Source organism: Cobetia sp. 5-11-6-3 (assembly GCF_013374055.1).
Lineage (GTDB): Bacteria > Pseudomonadota > Gammaproteobacteria > Pseudomonadales > Halomonadaceae > Cobetia > Cobetia marina.
In genome coordinates this window covers 20,994-40,588 of record NZ_BLWJ01000008.1, presented here as the reverse complement: position 1 = coordinate 40,588, position 19,595 = coordinate 20,994, and the positions used below count along the sequence as shown (strand labels likewise).

The following is a 19,595-nucleotide window of genomic DNA, read 5'->3' as shown; positions in this document are numbered from 1 at the left end:
CCTCAGGAAACTGCTAATGTCGTGACTATCACTTCCGACACTCCACGAGGCATCAATGGCCGAACTCTGCCTGCTGTTTGACTCCGACGGGACTCTGGTAGACAGCGAAGTCCTGCTGGCAGAAGCGCTTGCCAGCACGTTACCCGGCTACGGCCTGCCCTTCACGGCCGCCCGGTATCTGGATCATTTCCGGGGCGTACGTTTTCGCAGCATCGTCGCGGAACTCGAGGCACATCATGGCGCGCTGGCCCCCGAGCGGCTGGATGAGATGGAGGCCCACATGCGTGCCACCCTCGAGGACCTGATGACGGCTCGCCTCACGGCCATGCCCGGCATGCCTCAGGCACTGGCGGAGCTCTCCGGCTACCCCTGCGGCGTGGTCACCAACGGGCCGGAACGCAAGGTACGCCTGGCACTGGATACCACCGGGCTGGCGCGCTTCTTTGACGGCCACATCTTCAGTGCCTACACCCTGGGCGTCTGGAAACCGGACCCACGCCTCTATCGCCTCGCCGCCGAGCAGATGGGGTTCGCGCCGCAGCGCTGCGTGGTGATCGATGATGCCGCCGTCGGCGTGAAAGCCGGGCTGGATGCCGGGATGCATGTCATCCACTTCGCCCACCATGAGGACGGCCTCGGCACGCCCTCCGGGGCACTGAAGATGCGCAGTGCACGCGAGCTTCCGGCGCTGATCAGAGAGATCTCGCAGCGCGTGGCACGCCTCGACCCCTGATCGGCCAGGGCCGGATTCCTGAAGAGCTGATGCACCGCGAACCGGCGCGCAAGACAAGAAAGCCCGCACGAAGGCAGGCAAGGAATGCAAGAAAGCCCGCACGGAGGCGGGCAAGGAATGTCGGGACAGGACATTCAGGGCAGGGTCATCTTTCGACAAGGTCAGCTTCAGACAAGGTCACCTTTGGGCAAAGACACGTCCTGCATGCTGCTGCATCAGGGGCGATGGCCCGAGTCAGTCACATGCATTTGCGCAAGGATGCCATCGCGGCGGGCAATGCTCGCACGCTTCTGAGGACGCGGCCTTTCGGCCCGAGCTGAGCGCGGAGGCAGAGTTCCGCGTGTCGTCCTGGGGGCTTTCCTGAGACTTGCTGCGAGTCTCTCTACAGGGCTTTCTTCAGGGCTTTCTTCAGGGCTTTCTTCAGGGCTTTCTTCAGAGCTTTCTTCAGAGCTTTCTTCAGAGCTTTCTTCAGAGCTTTCTTCAGAGCTTTCTTCAGGGCTTTCCAGAGATCTTTCGAGTCATCGAGCGCAAGGCAAGGACGGGCTTCGTCTTGAGTCAGCCATTGATGGTGTTGTTGCTGGTCGCCAGACGCTCAATCACTCGAAATGCGGGGCTTTACACGCTGTCGTTGAGCGCGTGCTCCACTCGAGTTGCAGAAACACTCTTGCCAGCATCATTGGCCTGATAGCGGGCTTTCATCATCCCACCGGCGGCACCGCGCACGCCTTGCAGCGGCTGCTCCAGCGCCTGCTGCACACGCCCTGCCGAGGTGCTCATGCCGGTAGCGGCAAAGACGGCCTGCCGCGTGGACGCCGCGTGGGCGTGATCCGCGATCAGAGGCTCGCTCAAGGCAGCACGTACCCGGGCATCGGAGACGCTATCTTCTGCGTGACTGAGAGTGCTGACCGCAGTGAGCATGGACAGGCAGACAAGGGGAACCAGACGTTTCATTCAGAGAGACTCCAAGTGGTGTCGAGTGAGCGCCCCAGCGGGAGCGGCACTCGGGTAGAGGACGGCCGAGCCGTCCAATGGTGCTTCGGGCATGGCAGAGGCAACCTCTGCACGCCTTACAGGTTGAACTTCACCAGGGTGACGATGCGTGACAGGCCCTGAGCGGCGGCCAGAGACTCGGCGGTATTGCCTTGCTGATCCGCAATTCCGGGGTCGGCCCCGGCATCGAGCAGATGCCTGATGATGGTTTCCCGCCCGAACAGCGAGGCCATCATCAGCGCCGTCTGGCCACTGGCATTGCGATGATTCACATCACAGTCGGTATTGGCCAACAGCCAGTCTGCCGTCTCGACATGCCCACGGAAGGCCACGCCCATGAAGGCATTGCTGCCTCTTTCATCCACGGCACAGGCGTCCACCCCATACCCCTTGAGCAGGGCCAGAGTGCTGGTATGCCCGTAGTAGGCAGCCATGATGAACGGCGTATAGCCGTGGGTTTCCGTGATCGACAGGTCTCCGCCCTGGTCGTGGTAGCGTTCGATGGCGGCGTTGTCGCCCTCACGCGCGGCATCCATGATGTCCATGCCCTCATCCGCCTGCGCCGGGAGGGCGAGCAGACTCATGACAGCGACGCTGAGCGCGAGCATCAAGGTGACAAGGTTCGTGATGGATTGCCTGATGGGGGCTTTCACGGTCAAGGTCATGGGACTCTCTCCTCGAGGTTGGTCCAGAAATCGGTCGGGAAGATGGCAGGGAGGCATTGCCCCCCTGCCCTGTCACGCGACGCGTCAGATCACTTCTGCTGCGCGTCGATCAGCTCCTCGACATCGTCCATGTCCACGTGAGCGACCTTGGCCAGACGCTCGCCGTATTCGTGGTCGGCCTGATAGAAGTAGCTGACCATGATATTGCGGATCTCGTCGTTCTTGACCTTGCCCAGATCCCCACCCAGCACCTCGATCAGGTCATCCTGATCTTCCTCGGAGAAGGAGCGATACAGCTCCCCGGCCTGAGCGAAATTCTGCTCCTTGCCGATGGGCTGCTGCTGAGTAGTGCCATTGAGGGTGTAACGCTTGTATTCGTACTGGCTGTCGTCCACCAGCGAGTCGGCGTTGCGGCTCGGCTGGTAGTTGATGGAGCCGGAACGCGGAGCGGAGTAGCCCGCGCCATCCTGATGGTTGTTGTGGACCGCCACCTTGGGGGCGTTGACCGGCAGCTGAGAGTAGTTGGCCCCCAGGCGATAACGCTGGGCATCGGCGTAGGCGAACAGACGCCCCTGCAGCATGCGGTCTTCCGACGGCTCGATGCCCGGTACCAGGTTGGCCGGCGACATGGCCGCCTGCTCGGTTTCCTGGAAGAAGTTGTCCGGGACGCGATTCAGCGTCAGCTCACCGACCTTGCGTGCCGGGATCAGGTCTTGCGGCCACAGCTTGGTAGTATCCAGCGGGTTGAAGTCGAAGCTGTTCAGCTGGCTGGGGTCCAGCGTCTGGATATACAAATCCCAGACCGGGTCATCGCCTTCGTCGAGATGGGTGTAGAGATCATCCGTCAGGTGATTGAAGTCGGTGGACTGCACCTTGGCGATCTCTTCCGGCGACATGCCATGGTTGCCCTGACGCGACTTCCAGGTGAACTTCACGTATTTCCAGTCACCTTCGCCATTGACGAACTTGAAGGCGTGGACCCCGGAGCCATCCATCTCACGCAGGCTGGCAGGCACGCCCAGCGGTGAGTACAGATAGGTCAGCATGTTGGTGCTTTCCGGGATATGGCTGAAGAAATCGAAGTAGCGATTCGGGTCCTGCAGGTTGGTGCGCGGGTCCGGTTTCAGGGCATGGATCATGTCCGGGAACTTCATCGCATCGCGGATGAAGAACACCGGGAAGTTGATGCCGACCATGTCCCAGTTGCCCTGGTCGGTATAGAACTTGACGGCGAAGCCACGCGGGTCGCGCAGAGTCTCGGGCGAGCCCTTGCTGTTGATCACGCTGGAGAAACGCACGAAGACCGGCGTCACCTGGCCCTTGTCCTGGAAAGGTGCCGCGACGGTCAGGTCGGTCAGATCCGCGGTGGCACGGAACTCACCGTAGGCCCCGATACCGCGCGCGTGAACCACGCGCTCCGGAATGCGCTCACGCTCGAAGTGCCCCAGCTTTTCCAGCAGGTGGTGATCCTGCAGCAATGTCGGGCCATTCGGACCAGCGGTCAGGGAGTCCTGGTTGTTGCCGATCGGCGCACCATTGGAACGTGTCATCACTTCCTGCTGCGCCAGACTGCTTGCAGAAAGCCCCAGCGCCATCACGGCTGTCAGGGTCTTCATGGGAAAACGTACGCTCAGCATCTCGGAAATTCCTCGTCAAATCAGGGAGTAACGAGGCGAGGAGTATTCGCGAGAAGTTCCCATAGCAAAAATAAATAATAGCTAACCCTGAAATAGCGAAAAACTAACATGATGCAGAATCAGCACCAATTACTTCCACTCTCAAGCAAGGACTGTGGCGTGGTTTCCTGTTCGCGGGCCAAGCTTGCCGCGTGTGCCTTGAGCCAGATGCCCCGATGACGAGGCTTTCACGCCAGAGGTAAGAATCGCCTGCCTTGAGCGAGAGCTTTCCCATGGCCTGAACGCCAGCAGAGCAGGCCACGATTGTTGCACCCAGTCATACAATCCAGTCATACAATCCAGTCATACAATCCAGTCATACAATCCAGTCATACAATCCAGGCATACATTCCTGTCATACAAACCCGTCATGCAATCCAGGCATCGCGAAGTCTCAGGTCATGGCCCATCGACACCCCGGAGGCACCCTGATTCGCTCCACTGCCAGAAACGACAACGGCCCCTCATGTTGAGGAGCCGTAAGTGAGGAGCCGTTGTCATCAAGTCTTGCGACAGATCTTTCAGCGCATCCAGCCACTACGCCTGGCGCTTCGCCTTCTTCGACTTGCGCTGAAACGCCGGCATGTCATCGATGACCAGCACCGGATTCAGCTCTTCCTTGGGGAAGTCATTCTTGAGCCAGCGCAGCATGGAGAGTGCCAGAATCAGCATCACCGGAATCATCGGCAGCGCCACCACGATGGTCGAGGTCTGCACGGTCTGCAGGCCACCCAACTGGATCAGCGCAACGCCGACGGCCGCGATCAGGAAGGCCCAGATCAAGCGGAACGAGCGCTTGGGCTCCTGATACCCGGAAAGCTTGCGTGAGGTCACCGAGGCCAGCACGTAGGCCGAGCTGTCCAGCGTGGTCGCCAGGAAGATGAAGCACAGCAGGATGAAGGCCACCGTGACCAGCTTGGCATACGGCAGGGTCTGCAGGATGCCTTCCACCGCCAGCGGGATACCGCCGCTATCCAGCAGCGCCTTGATGTCCAGCGCACCACTGATCTGCAGGTCCAGCGCGTAACCGCCCCACACCGCGAAGAACACCCAGGTGCCCAGCGAGCCGAACACCAGCTCGGCGATGATCAGTTCACGGATGGTACGGCCGCGCGAGATACGCGCCACGAACAGCCCCACCATCGGCGCGTAGGCGATCCACCAGGCCCAATAGAAGACGGTCCAGTCCTTCCAAAAGGTGGAGTCACCCGCCGGGTCGGTCCACAGGCTCATCGGGATGAAGTTGCCCAGGGTCTTGCCGAGGCTGTTGACGAAGCCTTCGACCATGAACTGCGAGTCACCGACGATGAAGGTGAAGGCCAGCAGGAAGATCGCCAGAATCACGTTGATGTCCGACAGAATCTTGATGCCCTTGGCCAAGCCGAACCAGACACTGGCCGAGAACATCGCCGTCCAGATGCACAGTACCGCGACTTCCAATCCGAAGTTGGCCTCAACGCCCAGGATGCCGCTGACCAGCTGTGACACCAGCGGGACCGCGAGCCCCAGCGAGGTGCCGACGCCGCCGACGATCCCGAACACGACGATGGAATCCAGCAGCACGCCCCAGGCGCCATCCGCATGGCGGCCCAGCACGCCGCGCGAGGCGACGGACAGACGCACGCCATCACGCTTCTTGACGTACATGGAGTAGGCGATCGGCAGGCCCGGCAGGCAATAGAAGGCCCACGGCGTCAGCCCCCAGTGGAACTGACCGAAGGCCAGCGCCCACTCCGCGGCCTCACGACTCTTGGCCGCCACGTGATAGGCCGGCGAGGTGTAATAGTAGATCGGCTCGACCCACGCCCAGTTGACGATCGCGATGCCCATCCCGCAGGTGAAGATCATCGCCACCCAGCTGAAGTAGGAGAAATCGGGCGTGTCTTCTGCCCCACCCAGACGGACGTTGCCGTAGCGGCTGAATGCCAGCCAGATGAGAAATCCGACGACGCTCAGACCGGCCACCAGATACAGCCAGCCGAACTTGCCGGTCGCGAAGGCGAAGGCGGCATTGATCAGCGCGGTGCTGGCCTCCGGGAACAGGATGACCGGGCCGATGAAGGCCAGGATGACCAACACGGCGGGAATGAAGACACGGGGGTCCAGATGATCGCCATCACTGGCGGGGGGAACGGCTTCTTGCACGACTACCACCTTAGTGAGAAAGCCCGAGCAAGAGGGGCGAGACGTCGCTCTTGCTCGGGCAGTTCGCTGTGTTCAATAATTTTTCGTAATGAAAAGAGCGCGGTATTATACATTTTTTTATTCCACGCGCATTATACTTTCCCGGCAACCGCGGGGAGCACGAATCGCGACACGGTATTTTCTCATGCATACATGAATTTCATTCATCAAACTTGTGCTGCACACTCCCCCTCCTGCCCTCTCCTTGCGCCTTCCTGGCACCCTTCTCGACAATATTTCCGCCAGACGCGAACAGGCCGCCGACACGTCAATGTCGGCGGCCTGTGGGTCTCAAACGCTCATGAGCGGCGAATGTCACGCATAATCCAGCACCTGACGCGGCAGTCTTTCCGCCCTTGCATCGCGAGGATCACGCCAGCCGATGCGCCACTCTCATGAGCGGAACTTCGACGTTCACCTCGTGTCACAAGACGACCCGCGCTTGAGCACTTCTCATGCACCTGGCTCGAGCTGACCCATGCAAGCTCAGAGTCAGATGAGTCGGCCTTGAGCGATCAGCACTGGCTGACGTGCTGAGTCACAAGAACGCCCCACCTCGTGAATCACGAGATGGGGCGTTTGAACATCCAGGGCGCCATCGATTGCCTGCAGCCGGCGGCCCTTGAGTGAACAAGCACCGCATGGCGGGTTCAGCTCGGCAGGTACTCCTCACTCCAGCTTTCGGACACCACGCCCTCCTCGATCAACTGATCGATCTCTTCATCACTGTGATCAAGCTCCCTGAGCACCGAGCGAGTCGAAGCGCCGTATTTCTCGGCCGGTGACAGCGGGTAGATGCGCCCACGCCGCGGACGGATGGCGTAGGGGTCAAGCTGGGTGATCTCGTGACCGCTGGGGTGGTCCGAGTAGACCGAGAACGAATAGCTGCCAGCATCGATCCCGGTCCGCTCGCCAGCCGGATGGACGTTGTAGGAACGCAATGTCTCAAGATTCTCACAGACGGCCGCGGCGATATCCGCCGCCTGCAGTCGCTCGACCCAGTCATTGGCCCGCGCGCTGATGAAACGCGGAGCCAGGTAGGCGGCACGCTCCTCACGCGGGATTTCCGGCAATTCTTCCAACCCCTCGACCTTGCGGAATTTCTCCAGCTCCGACTCATAGGCACTGACCAGCAGGATACCATCGGAGGCTGAATAGAAACGCGCCAGATCATCGTAGCCTGTCGCCTCACGACCGGAGGGCTCGTCAAACAGACTGCGGCGCTCATAGTCGTAGCAGAACGGCAGCTGTGCCAGACCGCTCAACGCCGACAGCGAGGTCTTGATGCGCGAGGTGCGGCCGGTCTTGAGCTTGCGATACAGCGCGGTGGCAATCCCCAGCGACGCGCCAAAGCCGCACATGACATCGATGGTGCCGACGTGAGCGTGCTCTTCGGGGGTATCCATGCTGCCGCCGAAGCGCAGCATGATGCCGGTAGTGGCCTGCACCAGGTCGTCATAGCCGAGGTAGTTGGTGCGCGGCCCGAGCAGCACGCCGCTGAAGCAGTCCAACTGGCAGAAGACGGCGTCCGGGTTGAGCTCGCGCATGGCCTCCTCGCTCAGGCCCATGGAGGCCACCTGCCGGTCGGTGGCATTCCAGACCACCACATCACTCTGACGAATCAGCTCATCCAGGATGGCGCGCCCGCGGGGCTGTCTGACGTCGGTCAGCAGCGAACGCTTGGAGCGCATGTGCGACAGGCCGAAGATGACGGTATTCCAGCAGTCATAGAACGGCTTGGCCGGGTCGACCTTGATGACCTCGGCACCGAAGCGCGCCAGATACGCCACCGAGTGCGGCCCGGCGATCACATTGCACAGGTCCAGGATCTTGACGCCTTCCAGCCAGCCATCGCGGGCATTGCGTGCCCGCACCCGCGGCAGCTTGGTCTCGATGCGGGTCAGCACCGACAGCGCATGAGTGACACTCACCCAGCGCCGCGGCCTGGGCGTCAACATCTCCTGGCCGCTGTCGGCCATCCATACCATCGGGCCGGGCTGGATCATCAGTCCGAATTCCGGGTCCTCGACCTCGACCATCAGGCCCGCCGTCTCGGCGTGGTCATCGTGGATCCACTCCTGCAGCCAGCGCTGCGGCGCGCCGGGGAACTTGCCCTTGCCGAAGATCTTTTCCCATTCCTTGGAGGTGCGCGTGAGGAAGACTTCCTTCATGCGCGCCGCGATATGGTCCGCCCAGGACTTGGGCAACGGATAGACGCCCAGCGACATGTCGGATTGCCATTCGCTGCTCGGGCGATAGGTATCCGGCTCCTCACTCATGCCTTCGGCGACCAGCTCATCGTAGAGGCCCAGTACCTTCAGGCAGCGCTTGGCGTGCTCGCGGTGACTCGGGCAGACCACATAGAACATGCGGCCATCCTTGCACTTGTAGCTGCGATAGAAGGGATCGAGCAGCTCCTGCAGCTCGTCGTAGTCGAGATTCATCGGCTGGCCCTCGATACGCCGACGCTCGATCTCCTTCTCGCGCTGGGTCTTGTAGCGCTCCGGCAGGCCCTCGATCTTGATCGAGTTGTAGCAGAGCCCTTCCATCAGCGCGCAGACCAGCGGCACCTCGATCTCGTCGCCCATGCCGGTGCGCTCACGGGCCTGCAGCGCCAGCACCACCGAGGAAGCCGCCAGCATGGTGCCATAGGCCGAGCCCAGCGGCAGCGGCGAGAAGGATGGGTTGATGCCCATCAACACGCGGTTGAGGCCCATGTCGGTGAAGACGCCGGAATTGGCGGCGATCACGCTCTCGAAGGCACGCCAGTCGCGGCGCAGGGTGTCATTGGAGGCAAAGCCGGGAATCGACAGCGTGATCAGCTCATTGCGCTCCTCCCGCAATGCCTCGAAGTCGATGCCCAGCCGCTTCATGACCCCGGGACGGAAGCTTTCGATCACGATGTCGGCCTCCTCGATCAGCGCCAGTGCCTGCTCGACACCCTCCGCGGACTTGAGATCCAGCGAGACGATCAGCTTGTTGCGATTGAGCGTGGCGTTGGCCGGCGACTGCCACATCGGCCCGCCGGGTGGATCGACGTGAACCACGGTGGCGCCCAGGTCGGCGAGGATCATGGCGACGGCCGGGCCCGCCATGTATTGACCGAAATCGATGACCTTGACGTCAGTCAGCGGCAGGCGGGTTTCGGAGTGGATTGTCATCGGTGCGGTCCTTCTGTCCGGGGGGCATGCGGGTTGCGTCAGCCCCGGTGAGCGTCATGTGTTGAGAGAGACAGGAAAAAGTGCACTCAGCGAGGCTTGGCGTCATCGCGCGGGCTGGGGGTCTCCAGCACCAGATGCGGTTCCAGCACCTTGCGCGCGAAGTCCTGGCGCAACCAGCGCACCAGCGACCAGGTCAGGATGAACAGCACCGGGATCATCGGCAGCGCGACCACGATGGTGGAAGTCTGAACCGCCTTGAGGCCGCCCAACTGGATCAATGCCACCCCGACACCGGCGATCAGGAAGGCCCAGATCAGACGCACGCTGCGCCTGGGCTCCTGATAGCCAGAGAGCTCACGCGTGGTCACCGACGCCAGCACATAGGCCGAGCTGTCCAGGGTGGTGGCGAGGAAGATGAAGCACAGCAGGATGAAGCTTGCGGTGATCAGCTCTGAGAACGGCAGCGTGGCGAGAATCGCGGACACCGCACCGGGGATACCGCCGTCGCTGAGCACGGCCGCGACATCCAGAGTGCCACTGACCTGCAGATCCAGCGCATAGCCACCCCAGACCGCGAAGAACACCCAGCAGCCCAGCGAGCCGAACACCAGCTCAGCGATGATCAGCTCACGAATGGTGCGTCCCCGCGAGATGCGTGCGACGAACAGCCCCATCATCGGCGCGTAGGCGATCCACCAGGCCCAGTAGAAGACGGTCCAATCCTTCCAGAAGGTCGAATCGCCCACCGGGTCGGTCCACAGACTCATGGTTACGAAGTTCGACAGCATGGTGCCGAGACTGTTGACCCAGCCCTCGACCATGAACAGCGATGGCCCGGCGATGAAGGTGAAGGCCAGCAGCACGATGGCCAGAATCACGTTGATGTCGGAGAGAATCTTGATGCCCTTGGCCAAGCCGAACCACACGCTGGCCGAGAAGATCGCCGTCCAGATCAGCAGCACCCCCAGATTGAGCGCGAAGGACGGCTCGATGCCGAGCAGATCACTGACCAGCCGTGAAACCAGTGGCACCGCCAGTCCCAGTGAGGTGCCGACACCGCCGACGATGCCGAATACCACCACCGCATCCAGCAGCACGCCCCACCACCCCTCGGCACGCTTGCCGAGCACGCCGCTTGAGGCCACGGAAAGACGCACGCCCGGGCGGTTGCGCACATACATGGAATAGGCGATGGGAATCGCCGGCAGGCAGTAGAACGCCCAGGGCGTCAGCCCCCAGTGGAACTGCCCATAGGCCAGCGCCCACTCAGCCGCCGCATCGCTGCCGGCCTTGACGTCGAAGGGAGGGCCGGTGAAATAGTAGATCGGCTCGACCCACGCCCAGTTGACGATGGCGATGCCGATCCCGCCGGCGAAGATCATCGCCACCCAACTGAAATACGAGAACTCCGGCGTGTCCTGCGGGCCACCCAGACGGACATTGCCGTAGCGGCTGAACGCCAGACCGATCAGGAACACGACCACGGAGAAGCCCGCCAGCAGGTAAAGCCAGCCGAAATTGCCGGTCGCGAAGGCGAAGGCCGTATTGACGGCAGCCTCACCGGACTCAGGAAACAGGATGATGGGAATGATCAGGCCGGCGATGACGAGCACCGAGGGCAGGAATACCCGCCAGTCAATCTCGTCGCGGGCCGTGTGGGAGGCGCGGGAATCGCGTGGCTGGCTTTCGCTACCGGAAGCCGCCTTGGGCGCAGAACTGCTCATGTTGATCACCGTTATTGTGGTTATGCGGTTCGGTGTTGAGACACGGGGAGTTCCCTGCGATTGGCGTATCGCAAGGTCTCCATGCATGGCGTATCGGCAAGGCCGTGATGTGGGTGGAGGAAGATGGCCGTTGTCAGGCCGATCTCGGCAGTGGCTCGGCCAAATCGGTACTGACAGCTGACTCCAGAATCCAGCCGGCGGCCTTCTCCGCGATCATCAGGGTCGGCGAGTTGGTATTGCCGCTGACGATGGTCGGCATGATGCCCGCATCCGCCACCCGCAATCCCTGGATACCGCGCACACGCAGACGACTGTCGACCACCGCCATCGGGTCATCCGCGCGCCCCATGCGCGTGGTGCCCACCGGATGGAAGATGGTGGTTCCGATATCGCCCGCCAGCCTGGCGAGCTCGTCATCAGTCTGGTACTCGACCCCCGGCTTGATCTCCTCGGGCTGGTAGCGCGCAAAGGCCGGTTGGGAGGCGATGCGCCGCGTGACCCGCAAGGAATCGGCCGCGACCTTGCGGTCTTCCTCCGTGCTCAGGTAGTTGGGCGCGATCGCCGGGGCCTGGCGCGGGTCGGGGCTCTGCAGACGCACCGAGCCACGGCTGGTGGGGTTGAGATTGCAGACACTCGCGGTGATCGCCGGGAAGGGATGCAAGGGCTGCCCGAAGGCCTCGAGACTCAGCGGCTGGACGTGATACTGGATATTGGGATGGGCGTAGTCCTCGCTGCTGCGCGTGAAAGCCCCCAGCTGCGATGGCGCCATGCTCATCGGCCCGGAACGCTTGAACAGGTACTGCATGCCGATGCCCATCTTGCCCAGCAGCGTGCTGGCCATGGCGTTCAGGGTCTTGGCATTGGTGACCTTGTAGACCGAGCGGATCTGCAGGTGGTCCTGCAGATTCTCGCCGACGCCGGGCAGGTCCTTCACCACCTCGACGCCATGTTGCTCCAGCAATGTCTTGGGCCCGACCCCCGAGACCTGCAGCAGATGCGGCGAGCCGATGGCGCCGGCACACAGCACGACCTCACGCTTCGCCGTGAGGTTGATGAGCTTGCCATCACGCACCACCTGCAGCCCGGTGCAGCGCAGACTGGAGGCGTCCTTCGCTGCGTCCGCCCCTGTGCCAGCTCCTGTGCCATCCCCTGCGCCCTGCTCGCCGCCCGCGAACCGCAGACGATTGACCTGGGTGGAGTGCCACAGGGTCAGGTTGCCGCGCTTGAGGGCCGGACGCAGAAAGGCCTTGGCCGTATTCCAGCGCCAGCCGGAACGCTGATTGACCTCGAAATAGGCCACCCCTTCGTTGCTGCCACGATTGAAGTCCTCGGTGCGCGGGATGCCGGCCTGTTCGGCGGCACTGGCGAAATCGTCCAGCACTTCCCAGTTGAGGCGCTGCCGCTCGACTCGCCACTCGCCACCGTGACCATGGAACTGGCGATGCTCGGGGCCGGCATCCCCGCCCTCGTCGAGGCGCGCGTGATCCTCATGGCGCATGAAGGCCGGCAGACATTGCTCCCAGCGCCACTCGCTGTCGCCGGTCACCTCGGCCCAGTGGTCATAGTCCCGCGCCTGACCGCGCATGTAGATCATGCCGTTGATGCTGGAACATCCCCCCAGCGTCTTGCCGCGCGGATAGATCAGCGAACGTCCATTGAGCCCCTTGTCCGGCTCGGTGCGGTACAGCCAGTCGGTGCGCGGATTGTTGATGCAGTACAGGTAGCCCACCGGAATGTGGATCCAGTGGTAGTTGTCGCGCCCACCCGCCTCGATGAGCAGCACGCGGTGGTCCGGGTTGGCGCTGAGGCGATTGGCCATCAGGCAGCCGGCGGAACCAGCCCCCACGATGATGTAATCGAATTCAGAGAGATCGTCGCCCGGTTTGACGGGGCGAGCGTCATGCTCGCCCCCCGGGGGTCGATGCTGATTGTTCTTGTTGTCTGACATGGCGCGTCCCTCTCCAGACAGCTGGCGTGTACTTTCCAATGACAGGAATGCAGATGGCGACGATGCTGATGACGCCGGTGCAGATGACCGAAAGTGTGAGCGACTTACTTGGCCGTCGGCATGGCGAATTCGGCACCGGCATCGATGGAATCCGACCAGCGCTGCATGATGGACTTCTGCTTGGTATAGAAACGCACACCCTCTTCTCCGTAGGCGTGGGTATCCCCGAACAGGGAGCTTTTCCAGCCGCCGAAGCCGTGCCAGGCCATCGGGACCGGAATCGGCACGTTGATGCCGACCATGCCCACCTGGATGCGACGCCCGAATTCACGCGCGACACTGCCGCTCTCGGTGAAGCAGCTCACGCCGTTGCCGAATTCATGATCATTGATCAGCTGGATGGCGGTCGCGACGTCCGGCACGCGGACACAGGCCAGCACCGGGCCGAAGATCTCCTCCTTGTAGATGGTCATGTCCAGTGTGACGTGATCGAACAGCGTGCCGCCCATCCAGAAGCCTTCAGTGCTGTCGCCACCGATGTCGTTGCCGGTGAACTCACGCCCATCGACGATCATCTCGGCGCCTTCCGCGACGCCTTTCTCGATATACCCGCAGATACGCTCATGCGCCTGGCGGGTGACGATCGGCCCCATCTCGGCGTCCAGGTTCATGCCGTCCTTGATCTTGAGCTCGCGGGCACGCTCGGCCAGACGCGGCACCAGGGTGTCCGCCACATCGCCCACCAGCACCGCCACGCTGATGGCCATGCAGCGCTCGCCGGCGGAGCCGAAGGCCGCACCGATCAGGGCATCCACCGCCTTGTCGAGGTTGGCGTCCGGCATCACCACCATGTGATTCTTGGCGCCACCCAGCGCCTGAATGCGCTTGCCGTGGCGTGCGCCGCGCTCATAGATCAGATTGGCGATCGGGGTGGAGCCCACGAAGGACAGTGCGCGCACCTTGGGATGATCAATCAGCGCCTCGACGGCATCCTTGTCACCCTGCACCACGTTGAAGACGCCATCCGGCAGGCCCGCCTGCTTGAGCAGATCCGCCATCATCAGCGAGGCGCTGGGGTCCAGCGGGCTCGGCTTGAGCACGAAGCTGTTGCCTGCCGCGATGGCGACCGGGAACATCCACATCGGCACCATCACCGGGAAGTTAAACGGCGTGATACCGGCGACGACGCCCAGCGGCTGGCGCATCGTCCAGTTGTCGATGCCGGTGCTGACCTGGTCGGTGAAGTCACCCTTGAGCAACTGCGGGATACCGCAGGCGAACTCGACGATATCGATGCCACGTGCCACCTCGCCCTGGGCATCGGTGAACACCTTGCCGTGCTCGCGGGTGATCGCCTCCGCCAGCGCGTCCTTGTGCTCGTTGAGTAGCGCAAGGAACTTGAACATCACCCGGGCACGACGAATCGGCGGGGTGTCGGCCCAGGCCGGAAAGGCAGCGTCGGCGGCCGCCACGGCAGCATCGATGTCGCTGTCGCGTGCCAGCGCGACCTGGCCGGTCACCTGGCCGGTGGCGGGATTGAAGACATCCTGTGTGGCGCTGGAGTCACCGTGGGTCACCTGGCCATTGATGAAATGGGCGATGGTCTGCTGGGGCGTGGTCATGGCGTGAATCGTCTCCGCTGGCGTTGTGACTGAAGCGTGCGCGGGGAGCATCCCGGCGGCTCAGCCATAGGGGCTGGTCATAAGGCTGGACATGAGAGCTGCTTATGAGAGCTGAATGCATGAAGGCTGTACCTTGAATCTACCCCGCCGGCCGGAACGTTCAATTGAGTTATTCTTGGGTGCGATATAACGATTGCTGATATCACGAACGCCCCCGAACGCAGACAGCCGCCATCGCTCACCAGCCCAGTCATGGCGGGGTTGCGGGCGAGTGAGAGCGTGGAATGGAATACGGCGGAGGGAATGTTCGAGCGTCAAGGCAGCGCTTTGGGTGGCACCGCTAGACCAAAGGGGAATAGGTCATCGGCGGGACGCTGAGACAAGAATGCAGGCGGCCTGGTACATGAACCATGTCGCTGTTGATCCTTCGCCCCCCTTGCCCAGAGAGCCTTCGATGCAGGATCTGTCCCGTCTTCACGCCTTCGTCACCGTGGCGCGCACCGGTAGCGTGTCACGAGCCGCCGAGGCCTTGCACCTCACCCAGCCTGCCGTCAGCCTCAAGCTCAAACAGCTTCAGGAAAGCCTGGGCCTCTCTCTGTTTGATCGTCACCCCCACGGATTGCAGCTGACCGCCGATGGTCAGGCCCTGCTCTCCAGCGCCGAAAGCACGCTGGCCAGTGCCCGCCAGTTCGAGCAGGCTGCCTCTGCCCTGCACAGCACCCTGCGTGGCACCCTGCGCATCGGCACCATCATCGACCCGGAATTCATTCGTCTCGGCAGTTTCCTGCGGCATCTGCTGGCACAGGCACCCGGGGTAGAGACGTCTCTGCAACATGGCATGAGCGGGTGTGTGCTCAAGGCACTCAAGCAGGATGAGCTGGAAATCGGCTTCTATCTCGCCCCACCGGGAGAAGGGCCGGGCGACAGCGCCCTCGACTACCGGGAATTGGCGCTGTTCGAGTACTACCTGCTGGCACCGGCGGGCTGGTCATCGCGGCTGACCGCGACCGACTGGGCCTCGTTGGCGGCCCTGCCGTGGATCGTCACGCCCCCCAACTCGGTACATTCCCGCCTGCTGGCACATGCCATGCGCGGCGTGGAGGCTACGCTGCATCGCGTCGCCCAGGTGGATCAGGAAGTCTGCATGCTGGACCTGGTACGCGCGGGGGTCGGGCTGTCACTGGCGCGTGATGTTCTGGCGCTGGCCGAGCGTCAGGAGCGTGGGCTCAATATCGTGCCGGACACCCGCCTGCCCTGCGCACTCAGCGTGGTATGGCGCCGTGACAAGGCCGCTGATCCCAGCGTTCAGGCGGCATTGCAGAGCCTGGCCAATGTCTGGCCGGCAGAGTGACCGGTGTCGTGCCAGGTTGCGCCCTTCGCGGGCCACGCCGGCCTCTTCTCTCTCCTTCTCTCTCCTTCTCTCTTCTTCTGTCTTCTCTCTTTTCTATGCGCTTAGCGCCACGCTCTTTGCCCTTCTCTCCTTGCATCCTCATGACCTCTCCACCTCCCATCACTGGCAGGATTGCTCTGAGCGGGACGCAGCGTTGCCTGTCTCGCCCGTTTTCCCCTGCGCCCACTGTCACAAGGTTACTCAAGGGTATGCGTGATATCTGATGTGCCCGAGACTGTGCGGCGTGTCATGCCGGTCACGACCGCCCACGCGACTGACGCAGCTCACATGACTCACACAGCTCACACGACTTACACAGCTACGGCGTACGGCGTCGTCAAGGAGGATGAGATGGTGGCCAAGACCGAGATTCATGCCCAACAGCAGACACTGCCGGGCACGGAGCGCCTGATGGAGCCACAGGCGATCTTCATCCGTGACGCCTATCGCGGCAGCGGCAAGCTCGAGAACAAGGTGGCGCTGATCACCGGTGCCGACAGCGGTATCGGTCGCTCCGCCGCCATACATTTCGCGCGCGAAGGTGCCGATGTGGCGGTGATGTATTTAAGCGAGGAGGAGGACGCTCAGGAAACGAAGCGACTAGTGGAAGCGGAGGGGCGCCATTGCCTGTTGATCGCCGGTGACCTGCGCGACGCCGAGTTCTGCCGCGACGCCGTGGCGCAGGTGATCGAGACCTTTGGCGGACTCAATGTGCTGGTCAACAACGCCGGTACCCAGTGGGTCAGCGAGGACCTGACCACCCTGGAGGATGTCCAGTGGGAGCAGACCTTCGCCACCAACATGCACAGCATGTTCTACCTGACCAAGGCGGCACTGCCTCACTTGGGAGAAGATGACACCATCATCAATACCACCTCGGTCAATGCCTATATCGGCCCGGATTTTCTGGTCGATTACACCGCGACCAAGGGCGCCATCGTGAGCTTCACCCGCTCACTGTCCAATCAGGTGGTCGGCCGCGGGATTCGCGTCAACGCCATCGCTCCCGGGCCGGTCTGGACACCGCTGCAGCCGGCGACACTCGGCGCGCATGACCCGCAGATGCTGGAAGACTTCGGAGCCGACACTCCGATGGGACGTGCCGCGCAACCCTGTGAACTGGGGCCCTGCTATGTCTTCCTGGCATCACTGGATTCCTCCTTCATCAGCGGCCAGACCCTGCACCCCAATGGCGGCACCGTCGTCAATGGCTGAGCGCTGAAGGCGCACTCGGCCTTTCTGTCCATGAAAGCCTGTCCGTGAAAGACTGTCCGTGAAAGCCGGTTCGTGAAAGTCTCACCCTCCTTAGAAGTGACAAGCGCATCCTGTTTCGCCAATGGCACGCTCGTTGGCAACCACCGCAACAGGGTGCGCTGACGCCCCTTGTCAGGCGTGAGCACGACGCTATCCTCAGGCGCTGGAATCCCTTATCCTTGAGCCTATACCACGTATCACAATGCATGATTCATGAGCGACTGACTCACTGACGGCGTCTCATCCCCCTCGATATCCTGTTCGCGAGACTCATGTCAGAGACTTGAGCAGCAGGCTGGAGTTTTCCATGATCGACTTCCATAACAAGGGCGTGTTCAAGCTCAAGCCTCACGCCGAATACGCAGAAAAGGTGGAAGCGTTGTTGTGTGAAGGGGAAGAGATTGTCGCGGCCTACAAATCGATGCGTGACGGGGTCATCTTTACCACCAAGCGCGTCATAGCGGTGAATGTGCAGGGCCTTACCGGGAGCAAGAAGGACTTCACCTCGCTCCCTTACAGGAAGATTGACGCCTTCTCGATTGAAACCTCCGGTACCTTCGACCTCGACTCGGAGCTCACGATATTCTCCTCCGCCCTGGGCACCGTCAGATTTGAATTTACCGGGTCTACGCCATTGACCGACATCTCACGACTCATTGCCCGTCATGCGTGTTGAGCCATTTCGCCATCATCGTACTTCTCTACGGACGTGAATGAGACTGCTGATATGAGTGATACCACCATCCAACAATTCGAAGAAAACATGAAGCGTGAGCTGGAGCGATATGTCCGCTCCTCTACTGCCCCCGCCAGCTCAAACTCTCCCGGCACCTCGCCGCGCGTTCGCCCTGAGGCACCACGCGCCAGAAAGACGACCACTCCGCTCAAGGGGCTCAGAGTGACACTGGGCGTCAAGCAGAAACGTCTGGCACTGGAAGAACCCTTCACGGTGCAGACCGACAGCATCTCCCGGGTGGAAGCGCGCATTCAGGCCGAAAAGGCCGCCCGCAAGGCCGGCTGGAAGATCATCAGTCACGTGATCGACTGGAATGATACCGAGCGGGAACCCGACGCTCGCTGATCCCCTGATCCACACACATCCGTGCATGATAGCCGAGCGCCAGGCAGCTATGCCTGGCGCTCCACCTCTTCTGCTTTCCTTTGCTTTGCCTGTCACTCAGGCGGCTGCACGCCCTTCCCTCGATGGGCAGACATCGTGCATTACCCGAGCCCCTACCAGCGGTCCGGCATCGGCGGTATCAATATCGCCTTGCCTTGGGCGAAAGACCGCATATTCCTCTCTCTCTCTCAGCAAAGCCTGCTCAGCAGATGCCAGCGCTATCCGTCGACCAAGACGGATCGCCAATCGATACACGAGCCCCAGACTGATCAGAGCGGCGCAGCCCAACACGAGCGGCGCAGCCCAACACGAGCGAGCCAGCCAGCCAGCACTGAAGCACCACCCTCAAACAGGGGGCGATCTAGAAGTTCCCTAGTGAAGCCTGTGGCTAACCCCCAGCACAACACGATGGCCATCAGAGGAAATATCGCGCCATGCCGGAGGTGACTGCGGGATCTGCGTTCGGGAATCTTCTCGCTTTCCCCACGCATGCAATACCGACTCCGCACGGGAGATGCCACCGGATCGTGATTGACTCGCCTTGCGAAGGCGAGCAAGGCAGCAAGCTCGTTGCTGTCGACTTCCGTACAGAGGAAGGATCCATTGCGAAACAGCAGGCCGACACGGCGGCCCAAGCATTCCGGAGGGATTCGCTTGAGCATGTCTTCACCAGAGATATCCAGCGCAGCGTCCCTGGCGCTCGACTCTTGAATGGCATGAAAATCCATCACGCAATGCAGCTCTTTCAGGTCCCATGTCATGATGGGAGCGCCAAGAGAGTCGCTCCCTCTGAGAAAGGGCACGATAAAGCTTGTGACTATTTCAAACTGTCTTCGATATCCAGCAATCTTCAAGGTAATTCTCCAAAGCGTCCGTACTTTTTCGATCCATTTGCCGTGCCATCATAAGCAACACCTTGTCTCCAGTGAAACTGATCCCGATAAGTTGCAGAGTAATTTCAAACTCTCATGTGCAGGCTCACGCATGAGATATCTTCTTGCCCCACAAAGCCGTGGATACGAATGATCTGATATCTAATGTAATTCGAAGCGGTGAATGTCCGAGAGCACCGCAGGATTCTCCTCGACATCAGGTCTTGCGCCTGGATCAGGCCCCCCCTTCTCGCTC

Annotated in this window: 14 protein-coding genes; 5 read left to right on the top strand and 9 right to left on the bottom strand. The window is 61.7% G+C overall.

Translation table 11 applies throughout. From position 1 onward, the window contains the following. Positions 1 to 55 precede the first annotated feature (55 nt). Positions 56 to 733 carry an HAD family phosphatase gene (locus HXS66_RS13355; protein WP_084208365.1) on the top strand — a complete coding sequence of 226 codons (678 nt, stop codon included), beginning with the start codon at positions 56 to 58 and terminating at the stop codon, positions 731 to 733. A gap of 615 nt (positions 734 to 1,348) precedes the next feature. On the opposite strand, the gene HXS66_RS13350 is transcribed toward HXS66_RS13355, so the two are convergent. From HXS66_RS13350 to HXS66_RS13315, 8 genes are all read right to left on the bottom strand, one after another. Continuing rightward, positions 1,349 to 1,684, bottom strand: a complete 336-nt coding sequence (locus HXS66_RS13350; RefSeq protein WP_176503792.1) for a hypothetical protein — start codon at positions 1,682 to 1,684, stop codon at positions 1,349 to 1,351. Positions 1,685 to 1,800: 116 nt separating this feature from the next. After that, positions 1,801 to 2,388 carry an ankyrin repeat domain-containing protein gene (locus HXS66_RS13345; protein WP_176503791.1) on the bottom strand — a complete coding sequence of 196 codons (588 nt, stop codon included), beginning with the start codon at positions 2,386 to 2,388 and terminating at the stop codon, positions 1,801 to 1,803. Positions 2,389 to 2,477: 89 nt separating this feature from the next. Beyond that, on the bottom strand, positions 2,478 to 4,025 hold the full coding sequence (locus tag HXS66_RS13340; protein ID WP_279854845.1) for a catalase: 1,548 nt from the start codon (positions 4,023 to 4,025) through the stop codon (positions 2,478 to 2,480). Between the two features lie 576 nt (positions 4,026 to 4,601). Then, positions 4,602 to 6,209 carry a BCCT family transporter gene (locus tag HXS66_RS13335; RefSeq protein ID WP_084208362.1) on the bottom strand — a complete coding sequence of 536 codons (1,608 nt, stop codon included), beginning with the start codon at positions 6,207 to 6,209 and terminating at the stop codon, positions 4,602 to 4,604. Positions 6,210 to 6,898: 689 nt separating this feature from the next. Next, on the bottom strand, positions 6,899 to 9,409 hold the full coding sequence (locus tag HXS66_RS13330) for a CoA transferase (protein ID WP_176503790.1): 2,511 nt from the start codon (positions 9,407 to 9,409) through the stop codon (positions 6,899 to 6,901). An 86-nt stretch (positions 9,410 to 9,495) separates the two neighbouring features. Further along, positions 9,496 to 11,133 carry a BCCT family transporter gene (locus tag HXS66_RS13325; RefSeq protein ID WP_084208360.1) on the bottom strand — a complete coding sequence of 546 codons (1,638 nt, stop codon included), beginning with the start codon at positions 11,131 to 11,133 and terminating at the stop codon, positions 9,496 to 9,498. A 133-nt stretch (positions 11,134 to 11,266) separates the two neighbouring features. Next, positions 11,267 to 12,952: a GMC family oxidoreductase gene (locus HXS66_RS13320; RefSeq protein ID WP_373996130.1), complete on the bottom strand. Its 1,686-nt coding sequence runs from the start codon at positions 12,950 to 12,952 to the stop codon at positions 11,267 to 11,269. Between the two features lie 233 nt (positions 12,953 to 13,185). Next, entirely contained in the window at positions 13,186 to 14,703 is a 1,518-nt protein-coding gene (locus HXS66_RS13315; protein WP_176503788.1) for a CoA-acylating methylmalonate-semialdehyde dehydrogenase, read from the bottom strand. Positions 14,704 to 15,157: 454 nt separating this feature from the next. Between HXS66_RS13315 and HXS66_RS13310 the strand changes: the two genes are divergently transcribed. The 4 genes from HXS66_RS13310 (at position 15,158) to HXS66_RS13295 (ending at position 18,428) form a co-directional block, all read left to right on the top strand. Further along, positions 15,158 to 16,054: a LysR family transcriptional regulator gene (locus HXS66_RS13310; protein WP_176503787.1), complete on the top strand. Its 897-nt coding sequence runs from the start codon at positions 15,158 to 15,160 to the stop codon at positions 16,052 to 16,054. Between the two features lie 390 nt (positions 16,055 to 16,444). Continuing rightward, a complete protein-coding gene (locus HXS66_RS13305; RefSeq protein WP_176503786.1) occupies positions 16,445 to 17,308 on the top strand; it encodes an SDR family oxidoreductase in 864 nt (287 codons plus the stop codon). A gap of 346 nt (positions 17,309 to 17,654) precedes the next feature. After that, complete coding sequence (locus tag HXS66_RS13300; RefSeq protein ID WP_176503785.1) at positions 17,655 to 18,023, top strand: PH domain-containing protein; 369 nt, start codon at positions 17,655 to 17,657, stop codon at positions 18,021 to 18,023. A gap of 51 nt (positions 18,024 to 18,074) precedes the next feature. Continuing rightward, on the top strand, positions 18,075 to 18,428 hold the full coding sequence (locus tag HXS66_RS13295; RefSeq protein WP_176503784.1) for a hypothetical protein: 354 nt from the start codon (positions 18,075 to 18,077) through the stop codon (positions 18,426 to 18,428). A 308-nt stretch (positions 18,429 to 18,736) separates the two neighbouring features. On the opposite strand, the gene HXS66_RS13290 is transcribed toward HXS66_RS13295, so the two are convergent. Beyond that, positions 18,737 to 19,321, bottom strand: a complete 585-nt coding sequence (locus HXS66_RS13290) for a hypothetical protein (RefSeq protein WP_176503783.1) — start codon at positions 19,319 to 19,321, stop codon at positions 18,737 to 18,739. Between the last annotated feature and the right edge of the window lie 274 nt (positions 19,322 to 19,595).

What these genes read in the sequence shown, in the direction of transcription:
- HXS66_RS13355 (WP_084208365.1), top strand. Translation starts at nt 56, where the DNA reads ATGGCCGAACTCTGCCTGCTGTTTGACTCCGACGGGACTCTGGTAGAC.
- HXS66_RS13350 (WP_176503792.1), bottom strand. Translation starts at nt 1,684, where the DNA reads ATGAAACGTCTGGTTCCCCTTGTCTGCCTGTCCATGCTCACTGCGGTC.
- HXS66_RS13345 (WP_176503791.1), bottom strand. Translation starts at nt 2,388, where the DNA reads ATGACCTTGACCGTGAAAGCCCCCATCAGGCAATCCATCACGAACCTT.
- HXS66_RS13340 (WP_279854845.1), bottom strand. Translation starts at nt 4,025, where the DNA reads ATGCTGAGCGTACGTTTTCCCATGAAGACCCTGACAGCCGTGATGGCG.
- HXS66_RS13330 (WP_176503790.1), bottom strand. Translation starts at nt 9,409, where the DNA reads ATGACAATCCACTCCGAAACCCGCCTGCCGCTGACTGACGTCAAGGTC.
- HXS66_RS13325 (WP_084208360.1), bottom strand. Translation starts at nt 11,133, where the DNA reads ATGAGCAGTTCTGCGCCCAAGGCGGCTTCCGGTAGCGAAAGCCAGCCA.
- HXS66_RS13320 (WP_373996130.1), bottom strand. Translation starts at nt 12,952, where the DNA reads ATGGCCAATCGCCTCAGCGCCAACCCGGACCACCGCGTGCTGCTCATC.
- HXS66_RS13315 (WP_176503788.1), bottom strand. Translation starts at nt 14,703, where the DNA reads ATGACCACGCCCCAGCAGACCATCGCCCATTTCATCAATGGCCAGGTG.
- HXS66_RS13310 (WP_176503787.1), top strand. Translation starts at nt 15,158, where the DNA reads ATGCAGGATCTGTCCCGTCTTCACGCCTTCGTCACCGTGGCGCGCACC.
- HXS66_RS13305 (WP_176503786.1), top strand. Translation starts at nt 16,445, where the DNA reads ATGGTGGCCAAGACCGAGATTCATGCCCAACAGCAGACACTGCCGGGC.
- HXS66_RS13300 (WP_176503785.1), top strand. Translation starts at nt 17,655, where the DNA reads ATGATCGACTTCCATAACAAGGGCGTGTTCAAGCTCAAGCCTCACGCC.
- HXS66_RS13295 (WP_176503784.1), top strand. Translation starts at nt 18,075, where the DNA reads ATGAGTGATACCACCATCCAACAATTCGAAGAAAACATGAAGCGTGAG.